This window comes from Rhodoferax lacus, from assembly GCF_003415675.1.
Classification (GTDB): Bacteria; Pseudomonadota; Gammaproteobacteria; order Burkholderiales; family Burkholderiaceae_C; genus Allorhodoferax; species Allorhodoferax lacus.
In genome coordinates, this window is the sequence record NZ_QFZK01000008.1 from 13839 (window position 1) to 30817 (window position 16979).

Sequence of the window (16979 nt, forward strand, 5' to 3'; positions counted from 1 at the left end):
ATGAGCGCCCAGTTTGACTCCCAACCCCGGCAGGCCGAAGCGCATTTCGAGCCGCTGCTGGCCGACCGCCTGGACGAGGTCATGCGGGTGGAGGTGCGCGCCTATGCCTCGCCCTGGTCGCGCACCAATTTTCTGGACGCCCTGCACAGCGGCTACCAGGCGCAGATGCTGGTGGTCGATGGCGTGCTGCTGGGCTACTTTGTGGCCATGAAGGGCGTGGACGAGGTGCACCTGCTCAACATCACCGTGGCACCCGAATTCCAGGGGCAGGGCTGGTCGCGCCTGTTGCTGGAGGCGCTGACGATCTGGTCGCGTGGCCAAAGTGCTGAGTGGCTGTGGCTGGAAGTGCGCGTGGGCAATGCCCGCGCCATCCACGTGTATGAGGCGCATGGCTACCGGCGCGTGGGGCTGCGCAAGGCCTATTACCCGGCCGGACTGGGGCAACGCGAGGACGCGATTGTCATGAGCCTGCGTTTGTGAATGGGAACGATCTGAATGGCCCTTGAACTCGACACCCGCCAACGCGCCATGCTGCAGGAAATGGGCGTGCACGTCTGGCTGCCCGAGAGTGGCGTGGCGGTGCTGGAGCGCGCGCCCTCGGCGGTGGCCGTCACTGCGCGGGCGCCCGTCACAGCGCCGATTGCAGCGACCGGCACAACACCTCTTGCCGCACCGGTTGTTGCACCTACTGCTGCCGCGCATAGCCCGCAGCACGCGCCCACCGTGCCTGCGTCAACCCTGGCCAAAGCCCCGCAGGTCCGCCCGGTCGCCGCAGCGCACGCAGGTGAGGATGCAGCCTCTCCGGACTGGCAAACCCTCACGGAGAACGTGCGCCCCTGCAAGGCCTGTGCGCTGTGCGCCGGGCGCAGCCACACCACGCTGGTGGCGCCCGCAGACGGCCTGTCCCGCTGCGACTGGATGGTGCTGGGCGACCCGCCGGATGAAGACGAAGACCAGAGCGGTGCCGCATTTGCCGGGCCGGACGGCATGCTGCTGTCCAACATGCTGCGCGCACTGGGGCTGCAACGCGCCAACCCGCTGCCGGGCGCAGCAGGCTCCGTTGCCACGTCATCGCAGGCCCTGGCGCCCGAGCGTCTGGCCTATGTCACCAATGTGCTCAAGTGCCGCCCGTCCCGCGGTGCCATGCCGCAGGCGGCCGAACTGGCGCAGTGCAGTGCCTGGCTGCAGCGCGAGATTGCACTGGTGCAACCCAAGGTGATTCTGTCCATGGGCCGCTTTGCCAACCAGGTGCTGCTGGGCGAAACACCCGAGCTGGCCGCACTCCCCTTGGGCAAGCTGCGTGGCACGGTGCACCGCTACCTGGGGCTGCCCGTGGTGGTGAGCTACCCGCCCAAGCAGCTCATGCGCAACAGCGCAGACAAGGCCAAGGCCTGGGCCGACCTGTGCCTGGCGGCCGCGACGGCTGACCACCCTGGACATTAAACTCACGCCATGACCTTTACTGAAAAACTGCGCACGGCCGAGCGCACCAACGGCTCCCTGCTTTGCGTGGGCCTGGATCCCGATGCTGCCAAATTGCCTGCCGCCCTGCGCGGCGATGTCAGCAAGTACTACGACTTTTGCGCCGCCATCGTGGACGCCACCGCCGACCTGGTGATTGCCTTCAAGCCGCAGATTGCCTACTTCGCCGCCGTCGGTGCCGAGGCCCAGCTGGAGCGCCTGATGGAGCACATGCGCCGCACAGCACCCGGTGTGCCCATCATCCTGGATGCCAAGCGCGGCGACATCGGCAGCACCGCCGAGCAATACGCCAAGGAAGCCTTCGAGCGCTATGGCGCCGACTGCGTCACGCTCTCGCCCTTCATGGGCTTTGACTCGGTGCAGCCCTACCTGAAGTACCACGGCAAGGGCGCCTTTTTGCTGTGCCGCACCTCCAACACCGGCGGTGACGATTTGCAGCCCCAGCGCCTGAGTGAGTTGCCCGGCCAGCCCCTGCTGTACGAACACATTGCCGCCCTGGCGCAAGGCCCCTGGAACCTGAACGGCCAGCTCGGCCTGGTGGTGGGCGCCACCTACCCCGCCGAGATCGAGCGCGTGCGCGCCGTGGCCCCCACCGTGCCGTTGCTGATACCCGGTGTGGGTGCACAGGGTGGTGATGCGGTGGCCACTGTCAAAGCGGGTTACCGCGCCGCCAACGGCGAGACCACCGCACCGATCGTGGTCAACTCCTCGCGCGCCATCATTTACGCCTCCAGTGGCGCCGACTTCGCGCAGGCCGCGCGCACGGCGGCCATCGCCACGCGCGACCAGTTGCGCGCCGCGCAGGCCAGCTGATACAAGCGCCCCATGATTGATCTCTACACCGCAGCCACCCCCAACGGCCACAAGGTCTCGATTGCGCTGGAGGAGCTGGCGCTGCCCTACACCCTCAAGGTGCTGGAGCTGTCCAAAAACGAGCAGAAGCAGCCGGAGTTTCTGGCCCTCAATCCGAACGGCCGCATTCCCGCCATCGTGGACCATGAGGCCGAAGACTTTGCCGTGTTCGAGTCCGGTGCCATCCTGATCTACCTGGCCGAGAAGACCGGGCAGCTCATGCCCACGGACGCCAAAGGCCGCTCGCGCGTGCTGCAGTGGCTGATGTTCCAGATGGGCGGCATCGGCCCCATGATGGGCCAGGCCAATGTGTTCTACCGCTACTTTCCCGAGAAGATCCAGCCCGCCATTGACCGCTACCAGGGTGAGAGCAAACGCCTGATGCGCGTGCTCGACGGCCATCTGCAGCACCACGAATACCTGGCCGGTGATTACTCGATTGCCGACATCGCCAACTGGGCCTGGGTGCGCACCCACAAGTGGTCGGGCGTGGAGGTGGATGGCCTGCCGCATCTGCAGCGCTGGATGGGCGCCATACGCCAGCGCCCGGCGGTGCAGCGCGGCATTCTGGCGCCGCCCTCGGAGCGCGACCTGAACCAGGAAGACAGCGAGGCCGTGCGCCAGTTCACCGCCGGTGCGCGCACCATGGTCGAGATGGGACAGAGCAAAGCATGAAACTGCTGAGCGCCCACCGCGCCCCCAACCCGCGCCGGGTGCTGATGTTCATCGCCGAGAAGGGCATCACCGGCATCGAGGTGGTCAACGTGGACCTGAACGCAGGCGCCCACCGCACGCCGGAATTCCTGGCCAAAAGCCCGCTGGCCAAAGTGCCTGCGCTGGAGCTCGATGACGGCCGTGTGCTGACCGAAACCCGCGCCATCTGCACCTACCTGGAAGGCCTATACCCTGGGCCCAACCTCATGGGCGAGGACGCCACCACCCGCGCCTTCATAGAGATGGCCGACCGCCGCGTGGAGCTCACCCTGCTGCTGCAAATCGCCAACGCCATACGCCACACCCACCCCGGTCTGGCCGCTCTGGAGCAGCCGCAGTTTGCCGACTTTGGCCGCTCGCAGGGCGAGAAGCTGCTGGAAACCGCGAAGGTCTTTGACCAGTTGCTGCAGCAGCAGGCATGGATGGCGGGCGAGCGCTTCAGCATTGCCGACATCACCGCGTTTTGCGCGCTGGAGTTTGCGCGCGGCCTCATCAAGTTCACCCCTGCGCGCAACGGCCTGCAGGCGCTGCAGGCCTGGCGCGACCGGGTGGCCGAACGGCCCAGCGCCGCGGTGTAAGCGGGCCAGCCCGTGGCGGACCTGCTCCAGGCCTTGCAGGCTGCCCAGCGCCCCGGTGCCGCGGAGCAAGCCCTGCGGGCCCAGCCGTCCTTGCGGGTGCTGGTGGTGGGCGGTGGCGGACCACTGGGCTCGGCGGTGCTGGAGGCCATGCTGGCGCAAGCGGGTGGTGCCACCGTAGGCGTGGCCGTGCACCAGCAAATTACCCCCGGCCTGCGCGGTTTGCACGCCGTGCTGCACAACGCACCAGGCTTGCTGGCCTTTGCGCCCCGGGCGGCCGTGCTGGTGTTCGACCGCGTGCGCCACGCCAATGGCCGCGACGATGCCTTTGTGCGCCCCCAACCCGCCGACGTGCTGGCCCTGGCCAAGGTGCTGTATGCGGTCGGCGTGCGCCAGCTGGTCATTGCCGTTCCGCACACGCCAGCCCTGCTGCCCCAGGCGCTGCTGCACGGGCTGGCCAATCTGGACGAAGCGGCAGTGGCCGCACTGGGCTTCGACCACCTGGTGTTCATGCGCATGGCCCGCGATGGGCAGGCGCAGGGCAGTGAAACCGCAGCATCGGCCTGGCCACAGCGTCTGGCCGATTGGGTGCTGCGGCAGTTGCGCCTGATGGTGCCGGTATCCGAGCAACCGGTGCGCGTGGCGGTAGTGGCTGAGGTGCTGGCCAGTCTGGTCTACCAGTTGCCCGGTGCTGCACCGGCCTCGCGCGTGCTGCCGCCTGCACTCTTGTGGCATGCCGCGCAAGGCGGGCAGGTCAGCGGGCTGTTGTCCGACTGGCTTGCCGGCAAGCCCTTGCCAGCAAGCGCCAACCCGCATATGCGCATGTAGTTCCCAGGCTGTCTGGATATCGTAAGCAATTGCAAGGCCATGGCGTTGCTTTGCGCCTTTGCACGTAAAGTGCAGCAAAACTGCCAATAGCGCAGACCAATTCAGGGAATTCGCCGTGCAAGATGTAATGGGACCTGTCGCCAGCCCGATGCCCACTCCAACGCCCGAGGGCGAGCCGACTCCGTTGCCGGGTCTGGCGCTGGCCGCCCTGGCCTCTGCCAGCTTGGCGGCCTGTGGCGGTGGCGGCGGTGCATCTTCCGATGCCAGCGTGGCAACGCCGGTGATCGCGGGCACCCGTATCACGCTCAACACCAGTGGCTATACCCAGCTTGGCTCTGTCACCGAGGCACAGGCCAGCCGCTTCCTGCAGCAGGCGCAGTTCTCAGCGTCGGACGCCGAAATCGCATCGGTGCGCTCCCTGGGCTATGCCCGCTGGCTGGAGGCCGAGGTGGCCAAGCCCTCGGGCATCTTGGGCTGGGACTGGCTCAATGCCCAGGGCTATGGCAACGTCAACAGCACGGGCAACTTCTACGACAGCACCGCGCCGGGCGACTACATGGTCTGGAGCCAGCTCATGTCCTCTCCCGATGCCGCGCGCAAGCGCATGGCGCTGGCCCTGTCCGAGATTCTGGTGGTATCGCTCAGCGGCCTGGACTTCAGCTGGCGCAGCCACGCCATTGCCCAGTACTGGGACACGCTCAACACCCACGCGTTTGGCAACTACCGCGACTTGCTGGGCGCCATCACGCTGAACGTGGCCATGGGCTACTACCTCAACACCAAGGGCAACCGCAAGGAAGACACTGCCACCGGCCGCCAGCCCGACGAAAACTATGCGCGCGAAGTGATGCAGCTGTTCACCCTGGGCCTGATCAAGCTCAACCCGGACGGGACACCGCTGGCGGGCAGCCCGGATACCTATACCGCCAGTGACGTGAGCAATCTGGCGCGCGTGCTGACTGGCTATGACATTGACCAGACGCAGAACCAGCCCACGGTCATCGCCCAGACGGGTGGAGGCACGCGCACCGTGCCCAGCACGCACTACGTGCGCCTGCCGCTCAAGATCACCACCAACACGATCAACAACAGCGACGGCAACCACTCCAAGTCCGACGCCACCTTTTTGGGCGTGACGATTGGGGGCAGCACCAACCCCACGACCGCCCTGAACAAGGCCCTGGACACCTTGTTCGAGCACCAGAACATTGCGCCGTTCATCTGCAAGCAGCTGATTCAGCGCCTGGTGACCAGCAACCCCAGCGACGCCTATGTGGGTCGTGTGGCGGCCAAGTTTGTCGACAACGGTTTGGGCGTGCGCGGCGATCTGGCCTATGTGTATGCCGCCATCCTGCTGGATGACGAGGCCCGCAATCCGCTCAATGCCAACCCCGCACAGGCGCCTGAATTCGGGCGCTTGCGCGAACCCATGGTGCGCCTGGTGCAGTGGGCGCGCACCTTCGGTGTGGCATCGGCCGCTGGCACCTGGAAGGTGGGGGACCTGAGCAACCCCGGCACGCAGCTGGGCCAGAGCCCGCTTCGCTCACCCAGCGTGTTCAATTTCTTCCGGCCCGGCTATGTGCCGCCCACCACCAGTCTATCGACTGGCAAGGCGGCGCCGGAGTTCCAGCTCGTCAATGAAAGCAGTGTGGGGGGCTACCTCAATTACATGATGAACAGCGCCATAGACCGGGGCATCAACGGCAACAGCGACATGAAGGCCGCCTATAGCGCCGAGCTGGGCCTGGCCTTTGACAACCCGCCCACGGCCCTGGTGGCGCGCCTGAACCTGCTGCTGTGCGCGGGCCAGCTGTCCACCGCCACGGCCGCCACCATCACCGCTGCGGTGGGCGCCATGGCCGGCGCCGTGACCAGCACCACCACCACGGCCACCAACCGGCGCAATCGCGTCTGTGCGGCCGTGCTGATGGTGATGGCCTGCTCCGACTACCTGATCCAGAAATGAAGCCGAGCGCCATGACCTCTTCCGACCTCAATGACCCAGGCCGCCGTGCCTTCCTCAAGCGCACAGGTCTGGCGGCCGCCGGTACGGCCCTGCCCTGGGCGTTGAACCTGGCAGCCATCGGTGACGCCGCAGCCTTCAATGGCGGCAGCAATGCCACCGATTACAAGGCGCTGGTGTGTGTGTTCTTCTATGGCGGCAACGACTACGCCAACACCGTCATCCCCGTGGACATTGCCAGCTACGCCCAATACAACGCGATCCGCGGCGCCACCAACGGCATTGCTATTCCCCTGGCGTCTGTCACTGCCGCACCCACTGTGCTGAGCCCGGCCACTCCCGACATACCGGTGGACCTGCAGGGTGTGCAGCGGCAATACGGCCTGCACCCCAGCATGACTGCCATGGCTGGCCTGTTCAACGCAGGCAAGGCGGCCGTGGTGCTCAATGTGGGCCCCCTGGTCAAGCCGCTCACGCGCGACCAGTACAACGCCTCGGCCACCATTTACCCGCGCCCGCCGCAGCTGTTCTCGCACAACGACCAGCAGTCGGTGTGGCAGTCGTCCTCGGCCGAAGGCACCAAGGTGGGCTGGGGCGGCAAGATGGGGGATTTGGGCATGGCGTCCAACCCCAAGTCGTTGTTCACCTGCATGTCGGTCACGGGCAATGCGGTGTTTCTGTCGGGCAACTCCGCCCTGCAGTACCAGGTGAGCACCAGCGGCGCCATCAAGATCCAGGCCGCGCGCAACAGCACCGTGTTTGGCAACGCAGCCCTGCCGGGCATCATCAAGAATCTGGTCTCGGATGTCAGCCCCGCCCACAAGCTCGAGCGCGATTACAACGCCGTGACCAGCCGCGCCATCGGGGCCGAACTCGATGTCAGCAGCGCGCTGGCGCTGACAGCCTTTACCGCCCCGGCCACCGCCTTCCCCGGCTACCCCTTTCCCACCGACAGCCTGGGCAAGCAGTTTGAGATGGTGGCCCGCCTGATCAAGGGGCGCGACGTGCTGCAGGCCAAGCGCCAGGTGTTCATGGTGTCGATAGGCGGCTTTGACCTGCACGACAACCTGATCGCCCAGCACCCGGCCCTGCTCAAAAGCGTGAGTGATGCCATTGCCGCGTTTTACAAGTTGCTCGATGACACCGACTACCTGCCGGCTTCCGGTAGCAACCCGGCGGTCAAGCTGTCCAGCCAGGTCACCACCTTTACCGCCTCGGATTTCGGCCGCACCCTCACCTCCAATGGCGACGGCTCAGACCATGGTTGGGGCAGCCACCACTTTGTGGTGGGCGGCGCGGTGAACGGGCAAAAGTTTTACGGCACACCGCCCCCGGTAAGCGACAAGGACACCAAGGACGGCGCTGGCAAGTACCTGCCGGAGAACCAGTGGCATGTGGGGCAGGGGCGCCTGCTGCCCACCACCTCGGTGGACCAGTACGCCGCCACGCTGGCCAGGTGGTTCGGGGTGGATGACAGCGAGATGGCCACGGTGCTGCCCAACATCGTCAACTTCAACAACGTGACGCTGAACTGGACCGGTGGCAGCTTGCTGTATCCCAAGTACCTGGGCTTTATGAAGTAGGTGCGCAGCCTGTGTGGCTGCTGGTGCGCCTGTTGGTGCGCGTGGTGGGCTGCCGTGGCAGCTAATTGGCAATCACCCGCTCGGTAAAGCCCAGCAGGTAGTCACTCAGCCGCTCGGCCCCGGCCACCGCTTCTGCCTCAACACCCGAGGCAATGCCTTCGGCCAGTTGCATATGCGCCGCTGCCCCTTCCGTGATGTCACCGGCGTGGCGGTAGGCATACCAGAAGCGGCGGCACTGCACGATGAGCGGCACCACCGCCTTCACGGCCGAGGCATTCTGGCTGGCTGCGTGGTTGACGCGGTCCAGCGCGATGTCGGCGTGCATGTAGTCGTCCAACCGGTCGGCAGCGGCCGCGCGCACCATGCGTTTGGCGCACAGCACGATGTCTTTGCGCTGCTGCTCGCTGGCGCGGCGCGCTGAGCAGGCTGCTATCAGGCTCTCCAACACGCGGCGCGTTTGCACCACATCCAGGTGATCGGCCAGGTCAATGCCGGAAACCAGCAGGCCGCGCCGGGGCTGCTGCACGATGAGCCCGGTGGACACCATGCGCAGCAGCGCTTCGCGCAGGGGCGTGCGGCCCAGCTGCGTGCGCTGCACCAGCTCGGCCTCCACCACCTGCGAGCCGGGCTGCAGTTGCAGGGTGGAGATCAGCTCTTCCAGCGTCTCATAGGCCACGTCGGCGGCGCGGCGCTTGGGGGCTGTGGCAGGTGCTTTGGCGCTGGCCACAGCAGGCCTGGCTTTCGCTGGTGTTGGTTTTTTTGTTGTGGTGGCCATGGCGTTCCTTTCCCATCTGCGTTAATATATTAACAACATATTTAATTCCACCGGAGCATTGCATGAAAAACACCCCCTGGCAAGGCATATTCCCCGCCATCACCACCAAGATCAACGCGGACGAGAGCATCAACGCCGAGGGCACGGCCCGCCACATCGATTTCCAGATCCGCAACGGCATCCACGGCCTGGTGACCTGCGGCTCGCTGGGTGAAGCCAGCACGCTCACCCTGGAAGAAAAGCTGCAAGTGGCGCAGATCGCCCTGGAGGCCGCCGACGGCCGCGTGCCTGTGCTGGCCAATGTGTCGGAGACCAGCACGCGCGAGGCGCTGCGCTACATCGACGGCGCCAACAAGCTGGGCGTGCAGGGCTTCATGGTCATGCCCTCGGTGATCTATATGGCTGACGCGCGCGAAGCCATGCTCAATGTGCGCACCATGGCTGAAGCCGCGCAGCAGCCGATCATGGTCTACAACAACCCGGTGGCCTACCGCGTGGACCTCAAGCCCGAACACATGCAGGAACTGGCCGACTGCCAGTGGATCCACGCCATCAAGGAAAGCACCGACAACATCCGCCGCATCACGGATTTGCGCAACGCGCTGGGCACGCGCTACCAGCTGTTTCTGGGTGTGGATGACCTGGCCTATGAAGGCCTGGCCCTGGGTTGCGACGGCCTGCTCGCTGGTGTGGGCTGCGCCTTCCCGCGCGAGACCGTGGCGCTGTATGACCTGATGAAGGCCGGCAACTTTGCCGAGGCCCTGCCTCTGTACCAGTGGATGACGCCCATGCTGCACCTGGACGTGTCCACCAAGCTGGTGCAAAACCTGAAATTGATCGACGCGCTGGTGGGTGTGGGGACCGAATACGTGCGCCGCCCGCGCCTGCCGCTGGTAGGGCCTGAGCGTGCGTACATCGAACAGGTGGTGGCCAAGGCCCTGGCCACGCGGCCCACAAAATACCAGTCGGTGATGTGAGCGAGTGCAGCATGAAGCGCATCAGCGTCATCGATTCGCACACCGGGGGTGAGCCCACGCGCCTGGTGGTGGCGGGCTTTCCGCACCTGGGCTACGGCAGCATGGCCGAGCGCCGGGCGCTCTTGGCCGAACAGTTTGACGACTGGCGCGCAGCCACCGTGCTGGAGCCGCGCGGCAACGACGTGATTGTGGGCGCGCTCTTGTGCGAACCCGTGTCGCGTGATGCGGCCGCAGGCGTCATCTTCTTCAACAACACCGGCTACCTGAATATGTGCGGCCACGGCACCATCGGCCTGGTGGTGACGCTGGCGCACATGGGGCGCATTGGCCCGGGCGAGCACACCATAGAAACCCCGGTGGGCGATGTCACAGCCACCCTGCACGACGACGGCACGGTGAGCGTGCGCAACGTGCCCTCCTACCGCCACCTGCAGCAAGTGGCCGTGGAGGTGCCGGGCTTTGGCCTGGTGCACGGCGATGTGGCCTGGGGTGGCAACTGGTTCTTTCTGGTCAGCGACCACGGCCAGCGCATTGCGCTGGACAACGCCGCGTTGCTGACCGACTACACCACGCGCCTCAAGCACGCCCTGGCCGTCAACGGCATCAGCGGTGCCGACGGTGCCGAGATTGACCACATCGAACTCTTTGCCAAAGACCCCGAGGGAGCCGACAGCCGCAACTTTGTGCTCTGCCCCGGCAACGCCTACGACCGTTCACCCTGCGGCACCGGCACCAGCGCCAAGCTGGCCTGTCTGGCGGCCGATGGCAAGCTCGCACCGGGTGCGACGTGGACGCAGGCCAGTGTGATTGGCAGCCGGTTTGAAGCCCGCTACGAGCGCGTGGATGACGGCTCCGGCCACATCATCCCCACCCTGCGCGGCAGCGCCCATGTGTGCGCCGAGGCCACGCTGCTGGTCAGCGACAGCGACCCATTTGCCTGGGGCATACGCGCGGCCTGATGCACAAGCCTGATGTCATCGTCATCGGCGCGGGCATCATCGGTGCGGCCTGCGCCCACGCGCTGGCACGCAGCGGCCAACGCGTGCGGGTGATCGACTCCGGCATCGGAGGCGCCACGCACGCGGGCATGGGGCACCTGGTGGTGATGGATGACAACGCCGCGGAGATGGCGCTCAGCCAGTACTCGGTGGCGGCCTGGGCGGCCCTGGCCCATCACATGCCCGCCGACTGCGCTTTCCATGCTTGCGGCACGGTCTGGGTGGCGGCCGATGCCGAAGAAATGGCCGGCGCCGAAGACAAGCGCACACGCCTGCTGCAACACGGCCTGGACTGTTCGCTGCTCACGGCCGCGCAACTGGCCGCGGCCGAACCGGGTCTGCGCAGCGGCCTGGCTGGTGGCCTGTTGGTGCCGGGCGATGGCACTGTGTATGCGCCCAATGCCGCGCGCTGGCTGCTGGGTTTGCTGCCTGACCACGTGACGGTGCAGCGTGGCCTGGTGACGCGCATAGACGGCAACACCGTGTGGCTGGAGGACGGCAGCACGCTCACAGCGCCGCAGTTGCTGCTGGCCACCGGCCTGCAGGCCATGCAGCTGGTACCAGGCCTGCCCGTGCGCGCCAAGAAGGGCCATCTGCTGATCACCGACCGCTACCCCGGCGCGCTCACGCACCAGCTGGTGGAGTTGGGTTACATCACCAGCGCCCACCACAGCGAGGGCCCGTCCGTGGCCTTCAATGTGCAGCCGCGCCCGACCGGCCAGATACTGATCGGCTCGTCGCGCCAGTTTGATACAGAAGACCGCAGTGTTGATCCCGCCATGCTGGCACGCATGCTGCAGCGGGCTTGTTTCTACATGCCCGGCATTGCGGACCTGAATGCCATTCGCAGCTGGACCGGCCAGCGCCCCGCCACGCCCGACAGCCTGCCTATCCTGGACCGCCATCCGGCCAACGAACACCTGTGGCTGGCCGTGGGCCATGAGGGATTAGGTGTTACCACCGCCACCGGAACGGCCGATATCCTGGCCGCCTTGATGACCGGCGCACCAACGCCCATCGACAGCGCACCCTATGCGCTGGCGCGTTTTGGTGCGGAGGTTCACGCAGCAGTCGCTGCGGGTGCGTACCCTGCGGGAGGCCCGTCATGAACGCAGCACCTTCCGTGGTTCTGCAGATCAACGGCCGCGCCATCACGGTCACGTCCGGCGTGACGGTCGCCGCCGCCCTGGCCCTGGCCGCCATGCCTGCCACGCGCACTTCGGTGAGCGGCGAAGCACGCACCCCGTTGTGCGGCATGGGTATCTGCCAGGAGTGCCGCGTGCGCGTGAACGGCCGCGTGCGCCTGGCCTGCCAGACCCTGTGCGTGGATGGCATGCAGGTGGAGCGCTTGCCATGAGCGCCGCATTCAGCAGCACGGAGGTGTCGCCGTGAACCCATTGCCTGCGCAAACCCTGTCCTGCGAAGTGCTGGTCATAGGCGCGGGCCCCGCCGGCCTGTCAGCCGCCAAGGCCGCAGCCAGTGGCGGCGCGCAGGTGCTGGTGCTGGACGACAACCCCTTGAGCGGCGGCCAGATATGGCGTGGCGGACCGTTTGCGGACCTGCCCGCAGCGGCCACGGCCCTGCAGCGCGCGGTGGCGGCGCTGCCCAACATCCGTGTTCTCCAATCGGCCAAGGTGGTGGGCATCCTGGAGGCCAAGACCCTGCTGGTGGAAGCGGATTCCGGCGCCCTGCACATCCGCTGGCAAACCTTGATTCTGTGCACTGGCGCACGTGAGCGCCTGCTGCCCTTCCCGGGCTGGACGCTGCCGGGTGTGACCGGTGCCGGTGGCTTGCAGGCGCTGATCAAGGGCGGCCTGCCGGTGCGCGGGCAACGCATCGTCATTGCGGGCAGCGGGCCCTTGCTGTTTGCGGTGGCGGCAACGGCCCGCAAGGCCGGCGCGCGGGTGCTGCTGGTGGCCGAGCGGGTGTCGCTGGCGCGCGTCAGCAGCTTCGCCAGGAAGCTGCCGCTGTGGCCTTCCAAGCTGGTGCAGGCGCTGCAGCTGCGCGACACGGCCTACCGCACCTCGTCCACGGTGCTGTCGGCGCAAGGGCAGGGCCAGGTGCAATCGGTCACAGTGCAGCAGGGCAGCCGCACCGTGCATCTGGAGTGCGATCGCGTGGCTGTGGGTTACGGCCTGGTGCCCAATGTTTCGTTGGCGCAGGCGCTGGGCTGCAGCATTGCGCCCACTGGCGACGTGGATGCTATTCACGTGGATGCACACCAAGCCACTTCTATGCCCGGCATCTTTGCAGCCGGCGAATGCACCGGCATAGGCGGCTGCGAGCGCGCCCTGGCGCAGGGCAGCATCGCAGGCCTGGCCGCGATCGGGCAGACGCACAAGGCGCGGCCCTTCGAGAAAGACCGCGCCTACTGGAGCGCCTTTGCCGCGCACGCCAACACATGCTTTGCGCTGGACGAGGGGTTGAAGAAATTGCCGCAGGCCGACACCCTGGTCTGCCGCTGCGAAGACGTCAGCCACGGCACCTTGCAGCACTACAGCAGCTGGACCGAGGCCAAGATCCCCAGCCGCTGTGGCATGGGCGCCTGCCAGGGCAAGGTGTGCGGCACGGCTGCGCAGTTTCTGTACGGCTGGCAAAGCCCTGAGGCACGCCTGCCGTTTGCCACCGCGCGCATTGCGACACTGGCGGCAGAAGCTGATCCGTTGTCCGCAGGCCCTGACTGAGCACTGCGCTACCAGGCGCGATACTTGGGCCATGGCTACAAGCAAATCCCACTCCCCCAGCAAGACACTCGCCAGCAAGCTGGCCCAACAAAAAGCCCTGGCGCCCGACCTGCTGCCCAAGACGCGCTGGTGCGCCGCCGTGGTGTTGGCCATTGCTGCAGGGCAGGGCATCGAGGAATCCATCGCGCAGTTGAAGGCCTGCATGGGCAGCAACTGGTCGCCGCTGGCGGCCTTCCAGTACATGTCGGGCAAGCAGGCACTTTTTTGCGCGGAGTGTGCCGCGGCGGATGAGCAGGCACAGCTGTTGCTGGCGCAGCGTATTGCAGCGGCCGTTTGCCAGGAGTTGGGCAAGGCCAATCCAAGCCCGTCTGCGCTGCAGGTGCTGGCCGCCCGGCACGCGCAGTTGGTGCAAGCTGCATCGTAGGTAACCCTGGCGCCCTGCGGCCGACAGCCGGCGTTTTATGCCAGCAGCTTCGCCAGATAGCGCCCGGTAAAACTGGCCGGGTTCGCTGCAATGTCTTCCGGCGTGCCTACGCCCACCACCGTACCTCCGCCCGAACCCCCTTCAGGCCCCATGTCGATCAGCCAGTCGGCGGTCTTGATCACATCGAGGTTGTGCTCGATCACCACAATCGTGTTGCCCGCATCGCGCAGCTGGTGCAGCACCTTGAGCAAGAGCGCGATGTCGGCAAAGTGCAAGCCGGTGGTGGGTTCGTCCAGGATGTAGAGCGTGCGGCCCGTGTCGCGCTTGGAGAGCTCCAGCGCCAGTTTCACGCGCTGCGCTTCGCCGCCCGACAGGGTGGTGGCGGCCTGCCCCAGCTTGATGTAGCTCAGGCCCACATCCAGCAGGGTTTGCAGCTTGCGCGCAATCGTGGGCACGGCCTGGAAGAAGTCATACGCGGCCTCCACCGTGAGCTCCAGAATCTGCGCGATGTTCTTGCCCTTGTAGAGCACTTCCAGTGTTTCGCGGTTGTAGCGCTGACCCGCGCATACATCGCAGGGCACATACACGTCGGGCAAAAAGTGCATCTCCACCTTCACCATGCCATCACCCTGGCAGGCCTCGCAGCGACCACCGGCCACGTTGAAGCTGAAGCGCCCGCCGCTGTAGCCGCGCTCGCGCGCCGTGGGTACCTCGGCCATCAGCTCGCGGATGGGCGTGAACAGGCCGGTGTAGGTGGCCGGGTTGCTGCGTGGCGTGCGGCCAATGGGCGACTGGTCCACATTGATGACCTTGTCGAAGTGCTCGATGCCGTCTATGGATTCGTGCGGCGCGGGCTCGTCATGGGCGCGGTAGAGCTGGCGCGCCACGGCGGTGTACAGCGTGTCGTTCACCAGTGTTGATTTGCCGGAGCCCGACACGCCGGTCACGCAGGTCAGCAGGCCCACGGGGAAAGAGGCGCTCACGTGCTTGAGGTTGTGGCCGCTGGCGCCGGTGATGCGAATGGCCTGCAGGTCGCCCTGCGTGGCCAGGTGCGCGGCATGGCGCTCAGCCCAGGCCAGGGCGGCCTTGCTGGGGGCACCCTTGGCCTGCGTCTTCTTTTCTGCGGCCGTCGGTTGCACCGTGGGCAGCCAGGGTGTGCGGCGCTTGGGCACTTCGATCTTCAGCGTGCCCGCCAGGTACTGGCCGGTGAGGGATTCGGGGCTGGCTTTCACATCGTCAAACGTGCCCTGTGCAATCACGCGCCCGCCGTGGATGCCGGCACCGGGTCCCATGTCAATCACGTGGTCGGCCGCGCGCATCATGTCCTCGTCGTGTTCCACCACCAGCACGCTGTTGCCGATATCGCGCAAGTGCTTGAGGGTGTCGATCAGGCGGTCGTTGTCGCGCTGGTGCAGGCCTATGCTGGGCTCGTCGAGCACATACATCACACCGGTCAGGCCCGATCCAATCTGGCTGGCCAGGCGGATGCGCTGGGATTCGCCGCCGCTCAGGGTCTCGGCGCTGCGGTCCAGGCTGAGGTAGTTCAGGCCCACGTCATTGAGAAATTTCAAACGCAGGCCCACCTCGCGTATCACCTTGGAAGCGATCTCGCCGCGCGAACCATGCATGGTGAGCTGGTTGAAATAGGCAAAGCTCTCGCGCAGCGTGGCGCGGCTGATCTCGAAGATCGCACGGGCCTGGTCGCCCTCGCCAATCTTCACGTTACGCGCCTCGATGCGCAGGCGGCTGCCGTCGCACTCCGGGCAATGCTGGGTGCTGCGCAGGCGCGCCAGGTCCTCGCGCACCAGGGCCGAGTCGGTCTCGCGGTAGCGCCGCTGCATGTTTGGAATGATGCCTTCGAAGGGATGCTTCTTCGCCATCTTCTTGCCTTGGGAGGCACCGGAGTCCACCACGTAATGGAACTTGATTTCTTCCTCGCCCGAGCCAAACAGAATGGCCTGGCGCACGGCCTCGGGCAGCGAGTCAAAGGACTTGTCGATATCAAACTTGTAGTGCTTGGCCAGGCTCTCCAGCATGGCGAAGTAATAGCCGTTGCGCCGGTCCCAGCCCTTGATGGCGCCGCTGGCCAGGCTGAGTGTGGGGAAGGCCACCACACGTTCGGGGTCAAAGAACTCCTGCTGCCCCAGGCCGTCGCAACTGGGGCAGGCGCCTACCGGAGAGTTGAAGGAAAACAGCCGCGGCTCCAGCTCGCTGATGGAGTAGCTGCAGATCGGGCAGGCGAACTTGGCGTTGAACAGATACTCCACCGGCTTGCCGCCGTCTTCGGCCTTTGCGCTGTCCATCTCCAGCGCAATGGCGCGTCCCTGGGCCAGGCGCAGGGCGGCCTCGAAACTCTCGGCCAGGCGCTGCTTGAGGTCCGCACGCACCTTGATGCGGTCTATCACCACATCGATGTCGTGCTTCTCGGTCTTCTTGAGCTTGGGCAGTTCGTCGTATTCAAAGATCGCGCCGTTGACGCGAAAGCGCACATAGCCTTGCGCCTGCATGTCGGCAAACACGTCCAGGAACTCGCCCTTTTTTTCGCGTGCCACGGGCGCCAGAATCATCAGCCGGGTCTCTTCGGGCAGGGCCAGCACCGTGTCCACCATCTGGCTCACGGTCTGGCTTTGCAGGGGCAGTTGGTGCTCGGGGCAGTAAGGCGTGCCGGCGCGGGCAAACAGCAGGCGCAGGTAGTCGTGGATCTCGGTCACCGTGCCCACGGTGGAGCGCGGGTTATGGCTGGTGGCCTTTTGCTCGATGGAGATGGCGGGCGACAGGCCCTCGATCATGTCCACATCGGGCTTGTCCATCACCTGCAGGAACTGGCGTGCGTAGGTGGACAGGCTCTCCACATAGCGGCGCTGGCCTTCGGCGTACAGCGTGTCAAAGGCCAGGCTGGACTTGCCTGAGCCGGACAGGCCCGTGATCACCACCAGCTGGTTGCGCGGGATGTCCAGATCAATGTTCTTGAGGTTGTGCGTGCGTGCCCCCCGGATGCTGATGCTTTGCTGCTGCAGGGCGCGCCCCAGGTAGGTGCCCTGGGCTGTGGAATCAAGGGGGAGGGCGTCGGTAGGAGAATTCAAAGCAGGGGCCGGGTGGAAAACAACCCTCCATGATAGTCAGT

At 66.0% G+C, this 16979-nt stretch carries 16 protein-coding genes; 14 read left to right on the forward strand and 2 right to left on the reverse strand.

What is annotated here, in order from left to right:
- The 8 genes from rimI to DIC66_RS13325 all read left to right on the forward strand — a co-directional run bounded on the left by rimI (position 1) and on the right by DIC66_RS13325 (position 7997).
- Positions 1-480 carry a ribosomal protein S18-alanine N-acetyltransferase gene (gene rimI, locus DIC66_RS13290; protein WP_117177991.1) on the forward strand — a complete coding sequence of 160 codons (480 nt, stop codon included), beginning with the start codon at positions 1-3 and terminating at the stop codon, positions 478-480.
- 15 nt (positions 481-495) lie between these two features.
- Complete coding sequence (locus tag DIC66_RS13295) at positions 496-1443, forward strand: uracil-DNA glycosylase (protein ID WP_117177993.1); 948 nt, start codon at positions 496-498, stop codon at positions 1441-1443.
- Positions 1444-1452: 9 nt separating this feature from the next.
- Positions 1453-2295, forward strand: a complete 843-nt coding sequence (pyrF, locus tag DIC66_RS13300) for an orotidine-5'-phosphate decarboxylase (protein WP_117177995.1) — start codon at positions 1453-1455, stop codon at positions 2293-2295.
- A 12-nt stretch (positions 2296-2307) separates the two neighbouring features.
- A complete protein-coding gene (locus tag DIC66_RS13305) occupies positions 2308-3009 on the forward strand; it encodes a glutathione S-transferase family protein (protein ID WP_117177997.1) in 702 nt (233 codons plus the stop codon).
- The gene (locus tag DIC66_RS13310) at positions 3006-3626 is read left to right on the forward strand and encodes a glutathione S-transferase family protein (protein WP_117177999.1); all 621 of its coding nucleotides are present in this window, start codon (positions 3006-3008) and stop codon (positions 3624-3626) included. Before DIC66_RS13305 ends, DIC66_RS13310 begins: the two co-directional genes overlap by 4 nt.
- Positions 3627-3638: 12 nt before the next feature.
- The gene (locus tag DIC66_RS13315; protein WP_117178001.1) at positions 3639-4451 is read left to right on the forward strand and encodes a hypothetical protein; all 813 of its coding nucleotides are present in this window, start codon (positions 3639-3641) and stop codon (positions 4449-4451) included.
- Between the two features lie 127 nt (positions 4452-4578).
- Positions 4579-6417 carry a DUF1800 domain-containing protein gene (locus DIC66_RS13320; protein ID WP_117178003.1) on the forward strand — a complete coding sequence of 613 codons (1839 nt, stop codon included), beginning with the start codon at positions 4579-4581 and terminating at the stop codon, positions 6415-6417.
- A gap of 11 nt (positions 6418-6428) precedes the next feature.
- Positions 6429-7997, forward strand: coding sequence for a DUF1501 domain-containing protein (locus DIC66_RS13325; protein ID WP_117178254.1), 1569 nt, complete (start codon positions 6429-6431; stop codon positions 7995-7997).
- Positions 7998-8058: 61 nt separating this feature from the next.
- Here DIC66_RS13325 and DIC66_RS13330 read toward each other — a convergent pair whose 3' ends face one another.
- Positions 8059-8772: a GntR family transcriptional regulator gene (locus DIC66_RS13330; protein ID WP_117178005.1), complete on the reverse strand. Its 714-nt coding sequence runs from the start codon at positions 8770-8772 to the stop codon at positions 8059-8061.
- Positions 8773-8834: 62 nt separating this feature from the next.
- Here DIC66_RS13330 and DIC66_RS13335 point away from each other — a divergent pair, with 62 nt between their 5' ends.
- The 6 genes from DIC66_RS13335 to DIC66_RS13360 are packed head-to-tail and all read left to right on the forward strand — an operon-like array spanning position 8835 to position 13855.
- Positions 8835-9749: a dihydrodipicolinate synthase family protein gene (locus DIC66_RS13335; RefSeq protein ID WP_117178007.1), complete on the forward strand. Its 915-nt coding sequence runs from the start codon at positions 8835-8837 to the stop codon at positions 9747-9749.
- Between the two features lie 11 nt (positions 9750-9760).
- Entirely contained in the window at positions 9761-10708 is a 948-nt protein-coding gene (locus DIC66_RS13340) for a 4-hydroxyproline epimerase (RefSeq protein WP_117178256.1), read from the forward strand.
- The gene (locus tag DIC66_RS13345) at positions 10708-11856 is read left to right on the forward strand and encodes an NAD(P)/FAD-dependent oxidoreductase (protein WP_117178009.1); all 1149 of its coding nucleotides are present in this window, start codon (positions 10708-10710) and stop codon (positions 11854-11856) included. The genes DIC66_RS13340 and DIC66_RS13345 overlap by 1 nt, the downstream gene beginning before the upstream one ends.
- Positions 11853-12104 (forward strand): 2Fe-2S iron-sulfur cluster-binding protein, encoded by a 252-nt coding sequence (locus DIC66_RS13350; protein ID WP_117178011.1) that lies wholly within the window; start codon positions 11853-11855, stop codon positions 12102-12104. The genes DIC66_RS13345 and DIC66_RS13350 overlap by 4 nt, the downstream gene beginning before the upstream one ends.
- 40 nt (positions 12105-12144) lie before the next feature.
- A complete protein-coding gene (locus DIC66_RS13355) occupies positions 12145-13431 on the forward strand; it encodes an NAD(P)/FAD-dependent oxidoreductase (protein ID WP_233505916.1) in 1287 nt (428 codons plus the stop codon).
- A gap of 31 nt (positions 13432-13462) precedes the next feature.
- Positions 13463-13855: a hypothetical protein gene (locus DIC66_RS13360; RefSeq protein ID WP_117178015.1), complete on the forward strand. Its 393-nt coding sequence runs from the start codon at positions 13463-13465 to the stop codon at positions 13853-13855.
- A 35-nt stretch (positions 13856-13890) separates the two neighbouring features.
- Here DIC66_RS13360 and uvrA read toward each other — a convergent pair whose 3' ends face one another.
- The gene (gene uvrA / locus DIC66_RS13365; protein WP_117178017.1) at positions 13891-16938 is read right to left on the reverse strand and encodes an excinuclease ABC subunit UvrA; all 3048 of its coding nucleotides are present in this window, start codon (positions 16936-16938) and stop codon (positions 13891-13893) included.
- Positions 16939-16979 lie beyond the last annotated feature (41 nt).

What these genes read in the sequence shown, in the direction of transcription:
- rimI (WP_117177991.1), top strand. Translation starts at nt 1, where the DNA reads ATGAGCGCCCAGTTTGACTCCCAACCCCGGCAGGCCGAAGCGCATTTC.
- DIC66_RS13295 (WP_117177993.1), top strand. Translation starts at nt 496, where the DNA reads ATGGCCCTTGAACTCGACACCCGCCAACGCGCCATGCTGCAGGAAATG.
- pyrF (WP_117177995.1), top strand. Translation starts at nt 1,453, where the DNA reads ATGACCTTTACTGAAAAACTGCGCACGGCCGAGCGCACCAACGGCTCC.
- DIC66_RS13305 (WP_117177997.1), top strand. Translation starts at nt 2,308, where the DNA reads ATGATTGATCTCTACACCGCAGCCACCCCCAACGGCCACAAGGTCTCG.
- DIC66_RS13310 (WP_117177999.1), top strand. Translation starts at nt 3,006, where the DNA reads ATGAAACTGCTGAGCGCCCACCGCGCCCCCAACCCGCGCCGGGTGCTG.
- DIC66_RS13320 (WP_117178003.1), top strand. Translation starts at nt 4,579, where the DNA reads ATGGGACCTGTCGCCAGCCCGATGCCCACTCCAACGCCCGAGGGCGAG.
- DIC66_RS13325 (WP_117178254.1), top strand. Translation starts at nt 6,429, where the DNA reads ATGACCTCTTCCGACCTCAATGACCCAGGCCGCCGTGCCTTCCTCAAG.
- DIC66_RS13330 (WP_117178005.1), bottom strand. Translation starts at nt 8,772, where the DNA reads ATGGCCACCACAACAAAAAAACCAACACCAGCGAAAGCCAGGCCTGCT.
- DIC66_RS13335 (WP_117178007.1), top strand. Translation starts at nt 8,835, where the DNA reads ATGAAAAACACCCCCTGGCAAGGCATATTCCCCGCCATCACCACCAAG.
- DIC66_RS13340 (WP_117178256.1), top strand. Translation starts at nt 9,761, where the DNA reads ATGAAGCGCATCAGCGTCATCGATTCGCACACCGGGGGTGAGCCCACG.
- DIC66_RS13345 (WP_117178009.1), top strand. Translation starts at nt 10,708, where the DNA reads ATGCACAAGCCTGATGTCATCGTCATCGGCGCGGGCATCATCGGTGCG.
- DIC66_RS13350 (WP_117178011.1), top strand. Translation starts at nt 11,853, where the DNA reads ATGAACGCAGCACCTTCCGTGGTTCTGCAGATCAACGGCCGCGCCATC.
- DIC66_RS13360 (WP_117178015.1), top strand. Translation starts at nt 13,463, where the DNA reads ATGGCTACAAGCAAATCCCACTCCCCCAGCAAGACACTCGCCAGCAAG.